The organism is Floridaenema aerugineum BLCC-F46 (assembly GCF_041929345.1).
Lineage (GTDB): Bacteria > Cyanobacteriota > Cyanobacteriia > Cyanobacteriales > Aerosakkonemataceae > Floridanema > Floridanema aerugineum.
Genome location: NZ_JBHFNQ010000117.1, coordinates 1 through 14,609, shown reverse-complemented (window position 1 = coordinate 14,609; position 14,609 = coordinate 1). Strand labels below are relative to the sequence as shown.

The 14,609-nt window shown below is 39.2% G+C and carries 17 protein-coding genes and 1 pseudogene; 10 read left to right on the top strand and 8 right to left on the bottom strand.

Annotated elements, in window-relative coordinates:
- Positions 1-36: 36 nt before the first annotated feature.
- Complete coding sequence (locus ACE1CC_RS15555; RefSeq protein WP_413271344.1) at positions 37-291, bottom strand: DUF4089 domain-containing protein; 255 nt, start codon at positions 289-291, stop codon at positions 37-39.
- A gap of 180 nt (positions 292-471) precedes the next feature.
- Complete coding sequence (locus ACE1CC_RS15550) at positions 472-1,278, bottom strand: choice-of-anchor W domain-containing protein (RefSeq protein ID WP_413271343.1); 807 nt, start codon at positions 1,276-1,278, stop codon at positions 472-474.
- Between the two features lie 264 nt (positions 1,279-1,542).
- Between ACE1CC_RS15550 and ACE1CC_RS15545 the strand changes: the two genes are divergently transcribed.
- Both ACE1CC_RS15545 and ACE1CC_RS15540 read left to right on the top strand, forming a co-directional pair.
- Positions 1,543-2,748, top strand: a complete 1,206-nt coding sequence (locus tag ACE1CC_RS15545; protein WP_413271342.1) for a hypothetical protein — start codon at positions 1,543-1,545, stop codon at positions 2,746-2,748.
- 10 nt (positions 2,749-2,758) lie between these two features.
- On the top strand, positions 2,759-2,992 hold the full coding sequence (locus tag ACE1CC_RS15540; protein WP_413271341.1) for a hypothetical protein: 234 nt from the start codon (positions 2,759-2,761) through the stop codon (positions 2,990-2,992).
- Between the two features lies 1 nt (position 2,993).
- Here ACE1CC_RS15540 and ACE1CC_RS15535 read toward each other — a convergent pair whose 3' ends face one another.
- Both ACE1CC_RS15535 and ACE1CC_RS15530 read right to left on the bottom strand, forming a co-directional pair.
- A complete protein-coding gene (locus ACE1CC_RS15535) occupies positions 2,994-3,269 on the bottom strand; it encodes a hypothetical protein (RefSeq protein ID WP_413271340.1) in 276 nt (91 codons plus the stop codon).
- 111 nt (positions 3,270-3,380) lie between these two features.
- Positions 3,381-3,875: an ureidoglycolate lyase gene (locus ACE1CC_RS15530; RefSeq protein WP_413271339.1), complete on the bottom strand. Its 495-nt coding sequence runs from the start codon at positions 3,873-3,875 to the stop codon at positions 3,381-3,383.
- 118 nt (positions 3,876-3,993) lie between these two features.
- Between ACE1CC_RS15530 and ACE1CC_RS15525 the strand changes: the two genes are divergently transcribed.
- From ACE1CC_RS15525 to ACE1CC_RS15515, 3 genes are all read left to right on the top strand, one after another.
- Positions 3,994-5,073, top strand: a complete 1,080-nt coding sequence (locus ACE1CC_RS15525) for a BMP family protein (protein ID WP_413271338.1) — start codon at positions 3,994-3,996, stop codon at positions 5,071-5,073.
- Positions 5,074-5,204: 131 nt separating this feature from the next.
- Complete coding sequence (locus tag ACE1CC_RS15520) at positions 5,205-6,707, top strand: ABC transporter ATP-binding protein (RefSeq protein WP_413271337.1); 1,503 nt, start codon at positions 5,205-5,207, stop codon at positions 6,705-6,707.
- 17 nt (positions 6,708-6,724) lie between these two features.
- Positions 6,725-7,120 carry a hypothetical protein gene (locus tag ACE1CC_RS15515; protein ID WP_413271336.1) on the top strand — a complete coding sequence of 132 codons (396 nt, stop codon included), beginning with the start codon at positions 6,725-6,727 and terminating at the stop codon, positions 7,118-7,120.
- Between the two features lie 120 nt (positions 7,121-7,240).
- Here the strand turns inward: ACE1CC_RS15515 and ACE1CC_RS15510 are convergent, their stop codons facing one another.
- Positions 7,241-7,948: a hypothetical protein gene (locus tag ACE1CC_RS15510; protein WP_413271335.1), complete on the bottom strand. Its 708-nt coding sequence runs from the start codon at positions 7,946-7,948 to the stop codon at positions 7,241-7,243.
- A gap of 78 nt (positions 7,949-8,026) precedes the next feature.
- On the opposite strand from ACE1CC_RS15510, the gene ACE1CC_RS15505 reads away from it, so the two are divergent.
- The 4 genes from ACE1CC_RS15505 (at position 8,027) to ACE1CC_RS15490 (ending at position 10,979) form a co-directional block, all read left to right on the top strand.
- Positions 8,027-9,103 carry an ABC transporter permease gene (locus ACE1CC_RS15505; protein ID WP_413271334.1) on the top strand — a complete coding sequence of 359 codons (1,077 nt, stop codon included), beginning with the start codon at positions 8,027-8,029 and terminating at the stop codon, positions 9,101-9,103.
- A gap of 156 nt (positions 9,104-9,259) precedes the next feature.
- On the top strand, positions 9,260-10,195 hold the full coding sequence (locus ACE1CC_RS15500; protein WP_413271333.1) for an ABC transporter permease: 936 nt from the start codon (positions 9,260-9,262) through the stop codon (positions 10,193-10,195).
- Between the two features lie 244 nt (positions 10,196-10,439).
- The gene (locus ACE1CC_RS15495) at positions 10,440-10,676 is read left to right on the top strand and encodes a hypothetical protein (protein WP_413271332.1); all 237 of its coding nucleotides are present in this window, start codon (positions 10,440-10,442) and stop codon (positions 10,674-10,676) included.
- An 81-nt stretch (positions 10,677-10,757) separates the two neighbouring features.
- Positions 10,758-10,979 carry a type II toxin-antitoxin system HicB family antitoxin gene (locus ACE1CC_RS15490; protein ID WP_413271331.1) on the top strand — a complete coding sequence of 74 codons (222 nt, stop codon included), beginning with the start codon at positions 10,758-10,760 and terminating at the stop codon, positions 10,977-10,979.
- 16 nt (positions 10,980-10,995) lie between these two features.
- Here ACE1CC_RS15490 and ACE1CC_RS15485 read toward each other — a convergent pair.
- From ACE1CC_RS15485 to ACE1CC_RS15475, 3 genes and pseudogenes are all read right to left on the bottom strand, one after another.
- A pseudogene (locus ACE1CC_RS15485) lies at positions 10,996-11,421 on the bottom strand (HNH endonuclease).
- Between the two features lie 6 nt (positions 11,422-11,427).
- Complete coding sequence (locus ACE1CC_RS15480; protein ID WP_413271329.1) at positions 11,428-11,832, bottom strand: hypothetical protein; 405 nt, start codon at positions 11,830-11,832, stop codon at positions 11,428-11,430.
- A gap of 39 nt (positions 11,833-11,871) precedes the next feature.
- Complete coding sequence (locus ACE1CC_RS15475) at positions 11,872-12,678, bottom strand: hypothetical protein (RefSeq protein ID WP_413271328.1); 807 nt, start codon at positions 12,676-12,678, stop codon at positions 11,872-11,874.
- Between the two features lie 175 nt (positions 12,679-12,853).
- On the opposite strand from ACE1CC_RS15475, the gene ACE1CC_RS15470 reads away from it, so the two are divergent.
- The gene (locus ACE1CC_RS15470; RefSeq protein ID WP_413271327.1) at positions 12,854-14,188 is read left to right on the top strand and encodes an adenylosuccinate synthase; all 1,335 of its coding nucleotides are present in this window, start codon (positions 12,854-12,856) and stop codon (positions 14,186-14,188) included.
- Positions 14,189-14,609: the final 421 nt, after the last annotated feature.

Sequence of the window (14,609 nt, the reverse complement as noted above, 5' to 3'; positions counted from 1 at the left end):
GATTGATGAAACTAGGTACGTTGTTGCGCTTTAGCGCTATAGTTTAGCGCTGAAGCGCAACAACGTACTTTTTGGTTCAAATATGGGTGCAGCTTCGAGATCTTCTGGTAAAGGAAATTCTGTTACTAATTTAGCGATCGCCATAATTCGCTCAAAGTTTTGGATTACACCTGGACGATGTTCGGAGGCGATCGGCAAATCAACTAATTGAGATATTGTATCAACATATTCAGCCGCAGTTGGTGGTTTTTCTTCCATAATGCTGCTTTTGCCGTTGGTTTTAATTTTCACATTTTAACAGTTTATCAGGGATTTTTCATGATTAATTTTAAATTGGTCTACGCTGATAACGGAAGACGAAACGGCGCAGGATAAAGTAAAGAATGATTGCGGAAATGATGCCGTTAATTGGTTTAATGCCTGGGGAGAAGTAAGCGATCGTACCAGATTAACGGTATCTCATTTAACTTTTTAAAGAAGTTGGCGGTGTTTAATTAATGAACCGACACCAAAAGCACCAAAAGCTAATAGAGTTAGTACTGAGGTAGGTTCAGGAATCGAACGTTGTCCTGGAAAATCGTAACCTTGGATTTGGAAAGAAACGCGAGAACGAGCTTTAATTTCATTGGGATTAATATTTAGCCAACTCATTTTAACTGTGCCAGTTAAAGATGTAATTGCTTCGGGACTAGAAAAGAATTTTTTACTCAAACTTTGAGCTTCTGTTGCTTGTCCAACAGAACTGCTGAAAACGCTATCTAATATTCCTGATGTATCAGTTGCATCTTGACCGTTAAGGGTTTTAACTATTAAATCGATTTGAGTTCCTTCGGCTACTCTTTGCGTTCCCAAAACCGGAGCATTGTAGCTTCTAGTATCAACATTTGTCAGCAAATAAAAGCCATTAAAAATGTTAGGTGAAGGATTCAATAAAGAATACAAAATCTCTTCACCAGCGAGAGTAAATTTAGCAGTTTGACCATCCCAATTAAATGACCAATCTACTATTTCGCCATTGTTCCAATCTCGGTAAATTTGTCCAGTATTGTTTGCTTGGGCTCCGTTTGGACCGATCGCAAATTCGTAATCTTCTCCAAAAGGTGCGCCTGCACGACCTTCCACTTTCCACCCTAAGTTTGTCCAGCCGCTAGGTGCTGGTGCGTAGGGTTCATCTTGCACTAATGTTAACCCAACGGCGAATGCAGGAATTGCGAGTCCCAGACTACCTGCGGTAACTCCAAGTGCTGCGGACATGGCTAGCAAACTTGCCTTACTCATACCCTGGTTCCTTACGGTTGTTCTTACCGTCCTAGAGAAATTTCAGTATTACTACACAAGCTTAACCTTAGATTTATGAAATCTTCATCAGAACTTCACATTAAAAACTAGTTTTAGCTAAAATTTACGAAACAGTGCTGACTTCTTAGGTGTTCAAACAATCTCAGCTTAAACCTTGATTGCCATGCGATCGCAATCAAGGAAAGAACTAAAATAAGACTTAATGGGAGAAACAATGATTAAAAATAATCGGAGTATTTACGAGTGAAAATTGGAGTATTTTTAAGCGATTTGGGCAAAACAGCAATTTATTATCCGAGATTAGCAAAAGTAACTGGTAGCGTGACATCTTGTATATTTTTTTGTCAGCTTTTGCAATGGCGATCGCGATCGAATAATCCCTATGATTGGCTGAGAACTAGCGTCCAAGAAATAGAACAAGAAACTGGGTTAAATCGCAGAGAACAGGAATTGGCACGAAAAGAATTAATTGAGCGAAATTTGCTGAAAGAAAGATTAGTTGAACAGCAAAGTAACACTTTAGAATTTTGGCTAAATTTAGAAGCTTTAGAGGAAAAGTTACATGAACTTTTACATGATTTAAAGAGCAATACTGTTGAGGAAAATGTTAGCAATAAGTTGGAAGTAATTCAACCAAATCCGGTGAGGAAAACCGAGCAAAATGTGCCCTGGCAACGTCCACCAATTGCTGTAAAAGTTACACCTAATTACCAATTTAATGGCCCTTGGAAAAGTCATGAACAATTTGCTGAATTTCAAAAACTTTTGTTAGAATATGCCAAGGAAAAAGGTTTTTACAATCCGGCGGATTGGGTGTTTAAAATAATAGATGGCATAACTAAAGGTATAGTCTCGCCATTTTGGGATGAATTTGTGCAGGGAATTCCGTTAGGAGAGAGTCAAAAAGTTAAGCGAGATTGGGAAATTGAACCGGGAATAGCTTATCCTGCTTTTGAAGAAGAACGGATACAATATTATGTCCAAAAAGGTGAACCTTTAGAAGTTGCGGTGTCTAAAGCGCGATCGGATTTGCGAAATCCGGTTTTAGGTAAGGATTTGTGGGAGGGTTTTTTGCGGAAGTGCGATCGCATTGCCGACGAAGCAATTAAAGCCAAAAAATCAGGAATAAAAACCCCTTATTTACCCCCATCTTTTACAGATAAACCTGCTATTACTAAAGAAAGTGTCATGCAAAAACTGAGCGCTGTATCACCCCAATTGTCCCTAGAATCTTCAAGTTACCAAAGTCTCGCACAAATGAATGATAAGGAGCAAGAATCTCCCCAAAAAAAGCCGGATTCAGCTAGCGATGTGCCTAATATTGATACTTTAAAAGCAGTTTTCAAAACTCCAATGGGTAAAAAATTAGTGGAAAAGCAAATTACAGAACACCCGGAATGGGAATACGCAATTGTTGATGGTGAATTAGTAGACTTAACTCCTTTTTAGAGGTAGAAAAATGAAACGAATTAACCAAATTGATGCCTTTGACTTAGGACGATCGCCACTTTCAGACGAGGAAAGAGAAAAGTTGCGTCGAGAAAGACTGCAAAAGCAGAAAGAAGAAGGATATCAACTGCTAGCAGAACTTTGTTATTTAGGAGAATATGACGCAGCGAAAAAGATCGCCAATCAAAATCAGAATTGGGGTTATGAAATTGTTGGCGGGGAAGTGATGGAGAAGGAAGATTAGTCTAATAAAAAAATTCCAGTAATTCCCAAAAATCTAACTCTTTATTGTCTAACCAAAATTGGGCATCATCGCTTAATTTCAGTTGCCTTAAACAATCTTCAGACAGGAACCTAGCATCAAGTTCATCCAGAAAGATGTCCCAGTTTTCTTCAAACCAGGGTAAATCTTTAAGCTTTTCATATCTAATTAATTCAGCTTCTTTTACCTCCCGCAAACTTCCCATTAACGGCGGGAGCTTTAACCTCTGAAAAAGTTTTCTGACGTTATCTAAGCTCATAAAACATCTTTGTTTGTAATCAGTTTGTAGGGTGCGTTAGTGCTAACGTAACGCACCATCTCTCGGAAATTTTAAAACGCAAATTTGCTGCTAACTTAACGCACCATCCCACTAAACAAACTCGAATTCTAATTGATGACTTTGGCAAAAGTTATGAGTAAAATGATCGACTACATTTGTATCAGCAAGTTCTAAATTATAAAAGTCTACAAATTCATGAGCGAAATAGGGTCCAGCGTGCCAAGTTCCTACTTCTAATTTAATAAAACAATTTCCGGGAATGCGAAAAGCGGCGATTTGTTCGATCGCAGGTTCATTGCAATTATTATCAGGAGGAGCAACAGCAATTAACCAATCTTTTCCTGCTAAAGAACCAAGACATTGAGTGCATTTAACATGACGAGTAATTTTATGAAATTTGCGTCCTCTGTGAGTTAGGTGCATAATATAAAAGCGAGGAGTGCCATTTTGTAAATTTAACTGTGCGTCCTCTGCATCAAAACCTTTGCCATCTTGACTGGGAAAAATCACCTGTCCAAAAGGGCGAAAATTGTCTACAGTAATTAATTGTGCGGGAATTTGTTTTAATAGTAGTGATTGACTCATTGTTTTAGCTAAATAGATGATATTGTTAATGTATCTCAGAATACGGCCTGAGATTACAGAAAGATTTACCAGTATAACTAATGTAGTCTCTAAAGTTGGTAAATAAGGCGATCGCAATATGTCTCCAAAACTTCCCAGACGACAATTTATCTACTACGCTTCCGCTGCTTTTGGTACTAGTTTACTCCTAAAAGCCTGCGGTAACAGTCCAAATTCTACTCCACCGACAGCAGGAAATACAACCAGCAACACCACCGCTGTAACTGATGCGAAAAAGTTCAAAATAGCGATGGTTTTGCCAGGAATTACTACTGATAAAGCGTGGAATCAAGCAGGTTTTGAAGGTTTGAATACTGCGAAAAATCAACTAGGAGTAGAAACTGCTTTTGTCGAAAAAGTAGCACAAGCAGATCAAACCGAAGCTTTATCCGATTTTGCTAGACGTGGGTACAATTTACTATTTGCTCATGGCGGACAATTTGATGCAGCAATTCAACAAGTAGCACCGCAATTTCCCAAAACATTTTTTGTCGGTGTAAATGGTGCAGTGAAAGGTGCAAACATGGCATCTTTACGAATCGATCATTTACAAGCAAGTTATATTTGCGGCATCATTGCTGCTAATATGACAAAATCAAACAAACTAGCTTATTTAGCAGCACAATCTTTTCAAGCAACCGATGAAGAATTGCGAGGATTTCAGCTAGGTGCAAAATCAGTTAAACCGAATATTCAAATATCACCAAGTTACACAGGTGATTGGAATGATGCAGCGAAAGCAAAAGAAGCATCTTTAGCGTTAATTTCATCAGGAGTTGATGTAATTTATCAGTGGTTAGATAATGCTTCGCCAGCAGTTTTACAAACTGCTGCGGAAAAAGGAGTTTTTGCTTTTGGAAACACAACCGATCAATTAAATTTAGCACCAAAAGCAGTATTAACTAGTGCAGTAAAACGAATTGATTTAGCCATTGCTTATTTAGCTGATTTAGCAGTAAAAAATAATCTCAAAGGTGAAATTTATACAATTGGTTTAGAAAGACCAGAAATTCTTTATATCGGCAAATTTGGCGAAATGGTTCCCCAAGACTTACAGCAAAAAGCACTGCAAACCAAACAAGCAATTTTAGCTAAAAAAGTAATGTTTGAACCTTGTCAAGAAAATGGGAAAAGTACACGCTGTGTAAAGCAAGCATAGTTTTAGGTACGTTGTTGCGCTTTAGCGCTCTAACCCCAGTGGTAGTAATAAGAGAAGAGCGCTGAAGCGCAACAACATACCATACCTTTCCTTCTTTTTTCTGTGTCCTCTGCGTCTGGAGTGGTTCAATAATGACTTACCTAAGACTGGAAAAAATCACTAAAAGCTTTGGCAATTTCCTAGCTAATGACAACATTAACTTAACAGTTAATCGAGGTAGTATTCACGCTTTATTAGGGGAAAATGGCGCAGGTAAAACTACTTTAATGAACATTCTTTGCGGACTTTATCAACCAGATGCCGGAAAAATTTATTTAGGAAATCAACCTGTGCAAATTTCCTCCCCTGCAATGGCAATTCAGCAGGGAATTGGGATGATTCACCAACATTTTATGTTAATACCGCAACTAACTGTTACCGAAAATATTATTCTCGGAACTAAGTTAGATTTAAGGTTGAATTTATCTGAAAAAAGTCAGGAAATTTCCCAATTAGCTAAATCATTTAATTTAGATGTTGATCCTTTGGCAAAAGTTGGGGATTTACCTGTAGGAATACAGCAAAGAGTAGAAATTTTAAAAGCACTGTATCGCCAAGCAAAGTTGTTAATTTTAGATGAACCAACAGCGGTATTAACGCCGCCAGAGGTGAAAAATTTAGCGAAAATTTTACGCGAATTAGCCGATCGCGATCGCACCATCATCTTCATTAGCCACAAATTAGAAGAAGTGATGAACCTCTGCGATACAGTAACAGTTTTGCAGCGAGGAAAAGTAGTAGCAAATTTACAAATTAAAGACACAAACTCCCAGGAATTAGCCAGATTAATGGTAGGGAGAGAAGTATTATTTCAATTAGATAAATCTCCCCATACTTCGGGAGATATAGTGTTAGAAGTGCAGAATTTACAGGTGAGAGATGAAAGAGATTTACCTGTGGTAAAAGATGTCTCTTTTCAATTGCATTCAGGGGAGATTTTGGGAGTAGCGGGAGTAGATGGAAATGGACAACGAGAATTAGCAGATGCGATACACCTGCGGTACGCTGACGCGAACGCCAATTTACGCCAAATTTCCGCCGGAACAATTAGCAAAAAAACCACCAATAAAAGTATAGCTTACATTCCCGAAGATCGGCAAAAAATGGGTTTAGTAATGGGGTTTAGCATTGCCAAAAATTTGATTCTCAAAGCTTTTAAATTTCTCCCTTTTTGTCGTCGTTGGTTATTGCAATATGGAGTAATTAATCATCATGCTACTGAAGCAATAGAAAACTTTGATATTCGCGCCGAAAATCCCGAAATTAAAGTTAGTCAACTCTCAGGAGGAAATCAACAAAAAGTAGTTTTGGCGCGGGAACTTTCGGGAAATCCCGATTTAATTATTGCCATGCAACCTACCAGAGGATTAGATGTAGGTGCGACAGAATATGTGCAGCAAAAATTGTTAGCAGAAAGGGAAAGAGGTGCAGCAATTTTGTATATTTCTACTGAATTAGAAGAAGTGATGGCGGTTAGCGATCGGATTGCGGTAATGTATGAAGGTAAATTTGTTGATATCCTAGACGCAGCTACAACCACTGTAGAACAAATTGGTTATTTAATGACTGGTGGTAAGGTTTTAGATTCAAAATGATCAGAGGTAAACACCCAATGATACTTTTAAAAAGCCTTGTAGTTTGGGTAATTATTGTCTGTGGTGAAATTGCAAATGGAATCGCACGCACCCTGCTGCTTGTACCCTACGTCGGTGATTTTCACGCCAGACAAATCGGAGTTTTCACAGGTGCAACAATTATTCTGACAATCGCCATTATTTTCATAAAATGGATTGGTGCAAAAAGCGTCTTTGAGTTGTTAGCTATTGGCTTACTTTGGCTGGTGTTAATGCTAACATTCGAGGTAACATTCGGACTTTTTATAGCAGGTTATTCCTGGGAAAGAATCGCCGCAGATTACAACATACTCAAAGGCGGACTTTTACCAATTGGTATGCTGATATTAACACTTTCACCTCTAATTGCCGCTAAAATTCGCCGCTTAATCTAACCATCCCAATTCACCCCTAAACCCCTCCTTCTCTTCCCTCTGCGTCCTCTGCGTCTGGAGCGGTTCAAAAAAATTTAGCTTGAAGAATTACTGTAGCTATTACCCAAAAAAATAGGCTATTTACTGGGTATTTTCTTTCGGTGGATTTGAACCTTCTGAATTATCGATTGTATTTCTCCATTCCACAGAAATTACTTTAGGATTACCCCTAATTCTTTGATTAACACTACCCTCAAAATTAACTGATCTTCCAGGTGCAATAGTACCTGGAATTTCCCGCGAACCTGTTTCAATCACTTGTTCTTCAGTTGGTTCTCCATCGGGTGTAGTATTGCGGACAATAGCAAAATTAACTTTGACATTTGTCACCGGATTATTAGTATTATTTACCACTACACCCCGGACAGTTCTACCTCGAAATACACTGCTAATTTGATTAACAGAAACCTCGCCTGTAACTGCGGAAGTTGTTGCTGTTGTTGCTGGCGTTGTCGGCGGTGAATTAGGAGTAGTTTGGGGTGTAGCTGCTGGCGTATTTGTCGGAGTAGCAGTACAATATTCAGGAGGCCAATTTTGTTGAATTCTGGCTCTAGAATTAGCTAAAGTTTGGATTTGGCGACGATAAGTAATTAGTTCCCTTTCCATTTGTGGTACTCTAGCTCTCATGCGATTTAAAATGTTAATAGCTTTTCGCCATTGTTGAGTACAAATTGCTTGTTTAAGTTGTGCATTTAGTTCCGCATTGATGTCAGTTTGAGATAAACTCGGACTAGCTAATAATCCCAGAATTGTGATTGTGGCGGCGCTAGCTAAAAATTTTAGTTTCATACATTAGTGATTGGGAAAATACATATTATAAATTAAATTAAACCTACAATCTAAAGTTGCCCATTTCCCCGCTCAAAAATGACAAAAAATCAGCCTATTTTACCGATTCTGCTCCCAATTTTATCGCCAATTGTGGCGATCGCATCCGCCTTACTAGTCGGTGCAATATTAATCGCCTTCAGTGGCAATAATCCTGTCACAGCTTATACAGTCCTCTTCAATGAATCACTGACAGACTATTATGGTTTTGCCAGCACTCTCACCAAAACGGCACCTTTATTATTAGCAGGTTTAGGAGTATTAGTAGCCCTAAAAGCAGGACAATTTAACATTGGTGCAGAAGGGCAAATTTACATGGGTGGGCTCGGTAGCACTTTAGTCGGGTTATATTTACCAGGATTACCTGCGTGGATTCATCTACCCTTAGCGTTATTAGGCGGATTTTTGTTTGGCGGAATTTGGGGCTCAATTCCCGGATACTTAAAAGCAGTACGGGGTGTAAATGAAGTAATTACTACATTGTTGCTTAACTATGTCGCTTTGAACTTGGTGGGATACTTGGTACAGCAACCTTTAATTGAACCAGGAGCGCCTAGTCCGTATTCTCCCTTACTCCCTGAAACATCTTGGTTGCCGATTATACTGCCGCAAACCCAAGCCCACGCCGGAATTTTAGTTGGGTTAATAGCGGCGATCGTTTTGTGGGTAGTGTTGGCGCGATCGCCTTTAGGATACCAAATCGAAGCGGTGGGAATGAACCCCACAGCGGCGCGATATGCCGGGATGTCGGTAAAACGCACTATTATACTGGTGATGGCGTTAGCGGGAGGTTTGGCGGGGTTAGCGGGTTCTTCGGAGGTTTTGGGGTTGAGACATCGACTTTTCGATCAATTTTCGCCTGGGTATGGGTATGATGCGATCGCGATCGCCTTTTTGAGTCGCGGAAACATCGCCGGAGTTGTAGCGACTTCCCTATTTTTCGGAGCACTTCGCAGCGGCGCAAATGTCATGCAACGCAGTGCAAATGTTCCGGTGACAGTGGTTTATGCAATTCAAGGTTTAACTGTATTATTTATTGCCATTAGTTTTGCTTTGGAAAGAAGGTTTAAGTTTCAAGGAATTTTTAAACCGCAGATGAATGCAGATGAGGTTTAGGATTATGAATTATCGATTTTTTTGGAACCGCAAAGGACGCAAAGAACGCAAAGAAAAGAAAAGGTAATACTAAATGTGAAGCTTACCCTTTTCATCATAATCTTCTTATTTCTTCGTGTTCTTCGTGCCTTTGTTGTTTAAATTTTCTTTTATTTTATGGACAATCTCAACTTTTTCACTGACTACTTAATTGCCAGTTTACGCCTTGCAGTTCCCCTAGCTTTTGCTGCTTTAGGAGGACTGTTTTCGGAACGTTCAGGAGTAATTAATATTGCGCTGGAAGGAATGTTATTATCTGGCGCATTTGCTAGCGCCGTCGGAGCATTTTTTACAGGCAATGTTTGGTTAGGATTACTATTAGCAATTATCATCGGTGCAATAGTCGGACTTTTACACGCTTACCTCAGCGTCAGCTTAAGAGTCGATCAGTTAGTATCAGGATTAGCAATTAATCTCACTGCTGTTGGTTTAACTTCCTTTTGGGCAAGAATCTTATTTAATAGTGGACAAGCACAAAAACTTCCCGGAATAGACAGTATCGCCATCCCCGGATTAAAAAATATCCCCATTATCGGTTCGCTGCTATTTAATCAAGACCCCTTAATTTACCTCTTATTCCTCTTAGTTCCCCTCACCACCTATCTAATATTTCGCACTAGTTTAGGTTTATCTTTACGGGCGGTTGGGGAATATCCTCGCGCCGCCGATACTGCGGGAGTTTCTGTTAGCTTAGTGCGTTATGTAGCTGTGATAATTAGCGGTTGTCTTGCCAGTTTAGGCGGAGCATATTTAACTTTAGTTCATGTTAACTTTTTCGTAGAAGGTATGAGTGCTGGTAAAGGTTTTATCGCTTTAGCTGCATTAATTTTTGGCAGATGGCATCCCGTCAGCACTGCTTTAGCTTGTTTATTATTCGGTGCTACTGAAGCTTTACAATTGCGAATTCAAGCCTTTAATTTGAATATTCCTTATCAATTTTTGGTGATGTTACCTTATATAATTGCCCTGTTAGCTTTAGTAGGATTAGCCGGAAAATCTACCCCTCCCGCTGCACTCGGTAATCCTTATATTCCTGAAAGTCGGGATAGTTGAACCAACAAAAAACCCCACTCGTTCGCGGGGTAAAGTTGCTGTTTGTTGTAGTTTCTCAGAGAGGATAGAGTTAAAAATATTTAGTTCTTCTATATGACTTTAGTTTCTCACTCTAAGGTAAGTTATTACTTCCCCCATCCGTTTCACCCAACAGGGTGATATTGAGAAATTGGTATCAGCAGTTACAAAATAATAAAATTGCCAATATCTAGAAGTGACAGCAACCGTAAATTAATTAGAGTCAATGACTTCGCTTGTAGTCCGACAGGGAATCAATTCCCTGTCTAATAGCGCAACTCGGTTAAAACCGACTGAAAACCCAAAGAAATTAAATTTCTTATTACTCATACCAATTCTCTATGAAGATGCGCTCAATGAACCCCACCCCAAACCCCTCTCCGTCTACGGTCTCGGTTCTATGATTAAGCGCAATTTTACAGAGAATTGGTATCAGTCTACTTCAGTAGACTTTCGCTATTAGCCTGCGATTTGAATCGCAGGCGGGCTAGTAGGCTGACAGACAATGCTGCTGAACATTAATTGACAAATTGGAGAATTAATCATGCGTTACGCTGTGGTAATTGAAAAAGCAGAAGGAAATTACTCCGCTTATGTTCCTGATTTACCTGGTTGTGTCAGCGTTGGCGATACTATAGAAGAAGTTAAAAAAAATATTCAAGAAGCGATCGCATTTCATTTAGAAGGAATGCAAGAAGATGGTTTACCTATTCCTCAACCAACTACTGAATGCGAATATGTGGAAGTTACAGCAGTTTTGCAGTAATTAAGAAATTATAGATTTAGCTTGCTGGAGGATGCCAACCGCTAATTGCCCATCGTCGCCTAGCTGCAACTATAACTGAATTGTTCATTCTCAAACGTACAATTGTTGCTCGTCCAATGCTTGTTAAACCTTCAAATTTCGTAGTATCAGAACTCCAAGAAAAATGCTCAGACCAATTTTGTGTGCGAGGGTTAAAAAGCGGGGCATTTTCTCCTGTCACAGGATCTACAGCTACGGTTGCATCACTCTTAAATTCATTGCAAGATCGACAAGCTAAACAAACATTCTCAAAGCTAGTTTCTCCACCTTTAGAAATAGGTTGAATATGATCGTAAGACATCGGAATGCCACTATTGGCTTAACTAGTTAAACAATAGCAGCGTCTTTGGCGATCGCTTTCTCCAATCAAATTTCTTAAACTTTCCGAAATATATGTAGACATGAATTATCAAAGCGTTGGTACGAGATGTCCCCGCCAACGAAGTAACACTGCTGCCTGTGCTTTTCTTAACATAAAAAGGTCAGCTTCTTGTCGCAATGCCATCAATTCTAAACGTTCCGCTTCTGTGAGTGTACCGTTAGAATTTCTCTCTAAAAGAGAGTCATATCGTTCCATTTCTCCTGCTGTTTTCCGACTATTAACAATCTCCCACAAAGTATCATCGTCTAATTTATCCAAAGCAGCAATATCAGCTTGAAACTCTTCTGGTACATCATCCCACTGAGGAGGACTACCAACTTGTAAAGCATGGAGAATAACTTCTTCAATCGATCGCTGTGTCGCATTAGCAGTATTCACCAAGCGTTGATAAAGTATTTCTGGAATTTGAAGGGTAATAGTTTCAGTTGGCATATTTTCTAGGTTTAGTCTTCGGAAGTTATGTGATCTTTGTTAGTCTATCCAAGATTTTGTTTCAAAGTCTTTAAAATATTTAGGCTTGCTGACAATATAATATTTTGAACTGTAAATAATATCAATGAGCCGTACAATTAATGAAATACACATAATGAAAATAATTACCAAAATTATAAATAACGTAAATTTATATGGGATGATTCTGGAATTTAATAAAAAGATGTTTAGACATACAGATAGTAATAATGTCATCCAGTTAATCCTGTCAGGAAAGATATTTGTTAATTTTTTGAGCCAAATAGGTTTTTCGTCATAAAATAGTTTAATTTTTCCAGCCCCTTTTATTGTTCCACTTATTTGAAAATCGGAGTGTTTTCCAGTATGAACTATTTGCATAATTACTCCATCATCTTTATCTAGATAATCAAAACTAAAGCTTATTTCTGACTGAACATTATCTATATTATAATTAAATTGATTAATTTTATCAGATTCATATACTAGCTTAACGTCAAGAATTTTATGATTGCCACTTAACCTAATCTTTAGTGGATCTCCTGCTGCAATATCTTTATTGTGTATCGTATCTTTACCTGCCTTCCAAAAAACAAGATTTGTAAAAGTTAACCTTTCAATTTTATGACTATTATAGGACATTTCTAATTTTTGAACCTTCGGTTCTAATGTGTAACTGCTAAAAGCATAAAAAGGTCTTTTAACTTTTTTACTTTTTAAATGAATATATATTGACAAAATTACGCCTAAAACACCTATCATTAAACTAATAATGCTGAACCAAGGGTTAGTTACTAGGGAATTAAGCCAATTTGAAGATTGAGCCATTTTAGTGCCTATCTACTACCAATACTTTGCCTAAATTTTATCTTCTATATCAATTATCTATCTTTTTCTTCTGCGATCGTCCATCTGCGTTAATCTTCTCCATTCACCTTGACAACTGTCCCCATTTCTGCTAAAAATAGAGATTTGTGGAAACTTTAGCAATTTTAATAAACCTTTGGCTAACGTTATTGTAATTGGAGCCCAGTGGGGCGATGAAGGAAAAGGCAAGATAACAGATTTACTAAGTAAATCAGCAGATGTAGTAGTACGTTATCAAGGGGGTGTCAATGCTGGACACACCGTTGTAGTTCAGGGACAAACCTTTAAGCTGCATCTGATTCCTTCTGGCATATTGTATCCAGAAACTCAGTGCATCATTGGTTCTGGCACAGTCATCGACCCCAAAGTGTTGATTGGAGAGTTGGATCAGTTAAAAGAACTGAACATCTCCACGAAAAATTTAATGATTTCCCAGACGGCGCACGTCACGATGCCTTATCATCGCATGATTGACCAAGCATCGGAAGAACGGCGCGGAGATTTCAAGATTGGTACTACAGGTCGGGGTATTGGCCCTACTTACGCCGATAAGTCGGAACGAACTGGTATTCGTATTTTAGACTTGATCGATCCAGAGGCACTGCGCGAACAGTTGCACTGGACAATTACTTACAAAAACGCGATTCTGGAAAAACTATACAATTTGCCGCCTCTTGACCCGGAAGCGGTAATAGAGGAGTATTTAGGCTATGCGGAGCGTTTGCGACCTCATGTAGTCGATTGCTCTTTAAAAATTTACGATGCTGTTGAGCACAAGCGCAATATCCTATTTGAAGGAGCACAAGGCACGCTTTTAGATTTGGATCATGGTACTTATCCTTACGTTACTTCTTCTAATCCGGTAGCTGGGGGGGCTTGCGTGGGGGCGGGTGTTGGGCCGACAATGATCGATCGCGTCATCGGCGTATCCAAAGCTTACACTACCAGAGTCGGCGAAGGGCCATTTCCTACCGAATTAGGCGGTACACTAGGAGAGTTGCTGTGCGATCGCGGTGCGGAATTCGGCACAACTACAGGACGGAAACGCCGTTGTGGTTGGTTTGATGCTGTAATTGGTCGCTATGCCGTGCGGATCAATGGCATTGACTGTCTCGCTATTACCAAACTCGATGTTCTCGACGAACTCGAAGAAATTAAAGTTTGTGTTGCTTACGAAATTGACGGTCAACGCTGCGAGGATTTTCCTAGCAGTTCTCGCGTGTTTGCCAATTGTCGCCCAATCTATGAAACTAGACCAGGTTGGAAACAATCAACGGCAGAATGTCGCACTCTAGAAGACTTACCTGGCAAAGCTTTGGACTATCTGAAATTCCTGGCGGAGTTGATGAAGGTGCCGATCGCGATCGTCTCTTTAGGCGCAAGTCGCGACCAAACCATTATCGTCGAAGATCCAATTCACGGCCCAAAAAGAGCATTATTGCATCCCGACGGCACACCTGTGAACGTCTGAAGCATTAATGATGCTCAGAAAATAAGAGTAGAGGATGGTGTAATCCAGTAAAATTAATGACTTCACCCTTTACGATCTTGCACCATCCGTTCTACTATAAGGGTTCCGAAATAGGGGAAAAACCTGTTTTATTTAAGAAGTGTTTTAGATAAAATATTGGTGTTTCTGCTGTTATATGAACTAGCAGTTTAAACTGGGGAAAGTTACATAAACCAATAAATGCCAACTGACGAAGATGCACTTATAGCAAGGCTAGAAATTCATAGAGATCTTATAGGATGGATGGCTCTCCCGGATTTATGGTGATAACAAAATCTTATTTAATCGTAGGGTGTGTTAGGCACGGGCGATAAATTCAGCATTCCAATCCATCAATAAATTCCCGTGCCTAACGCACCGTTCCCTGGTTTGTAACATTTAT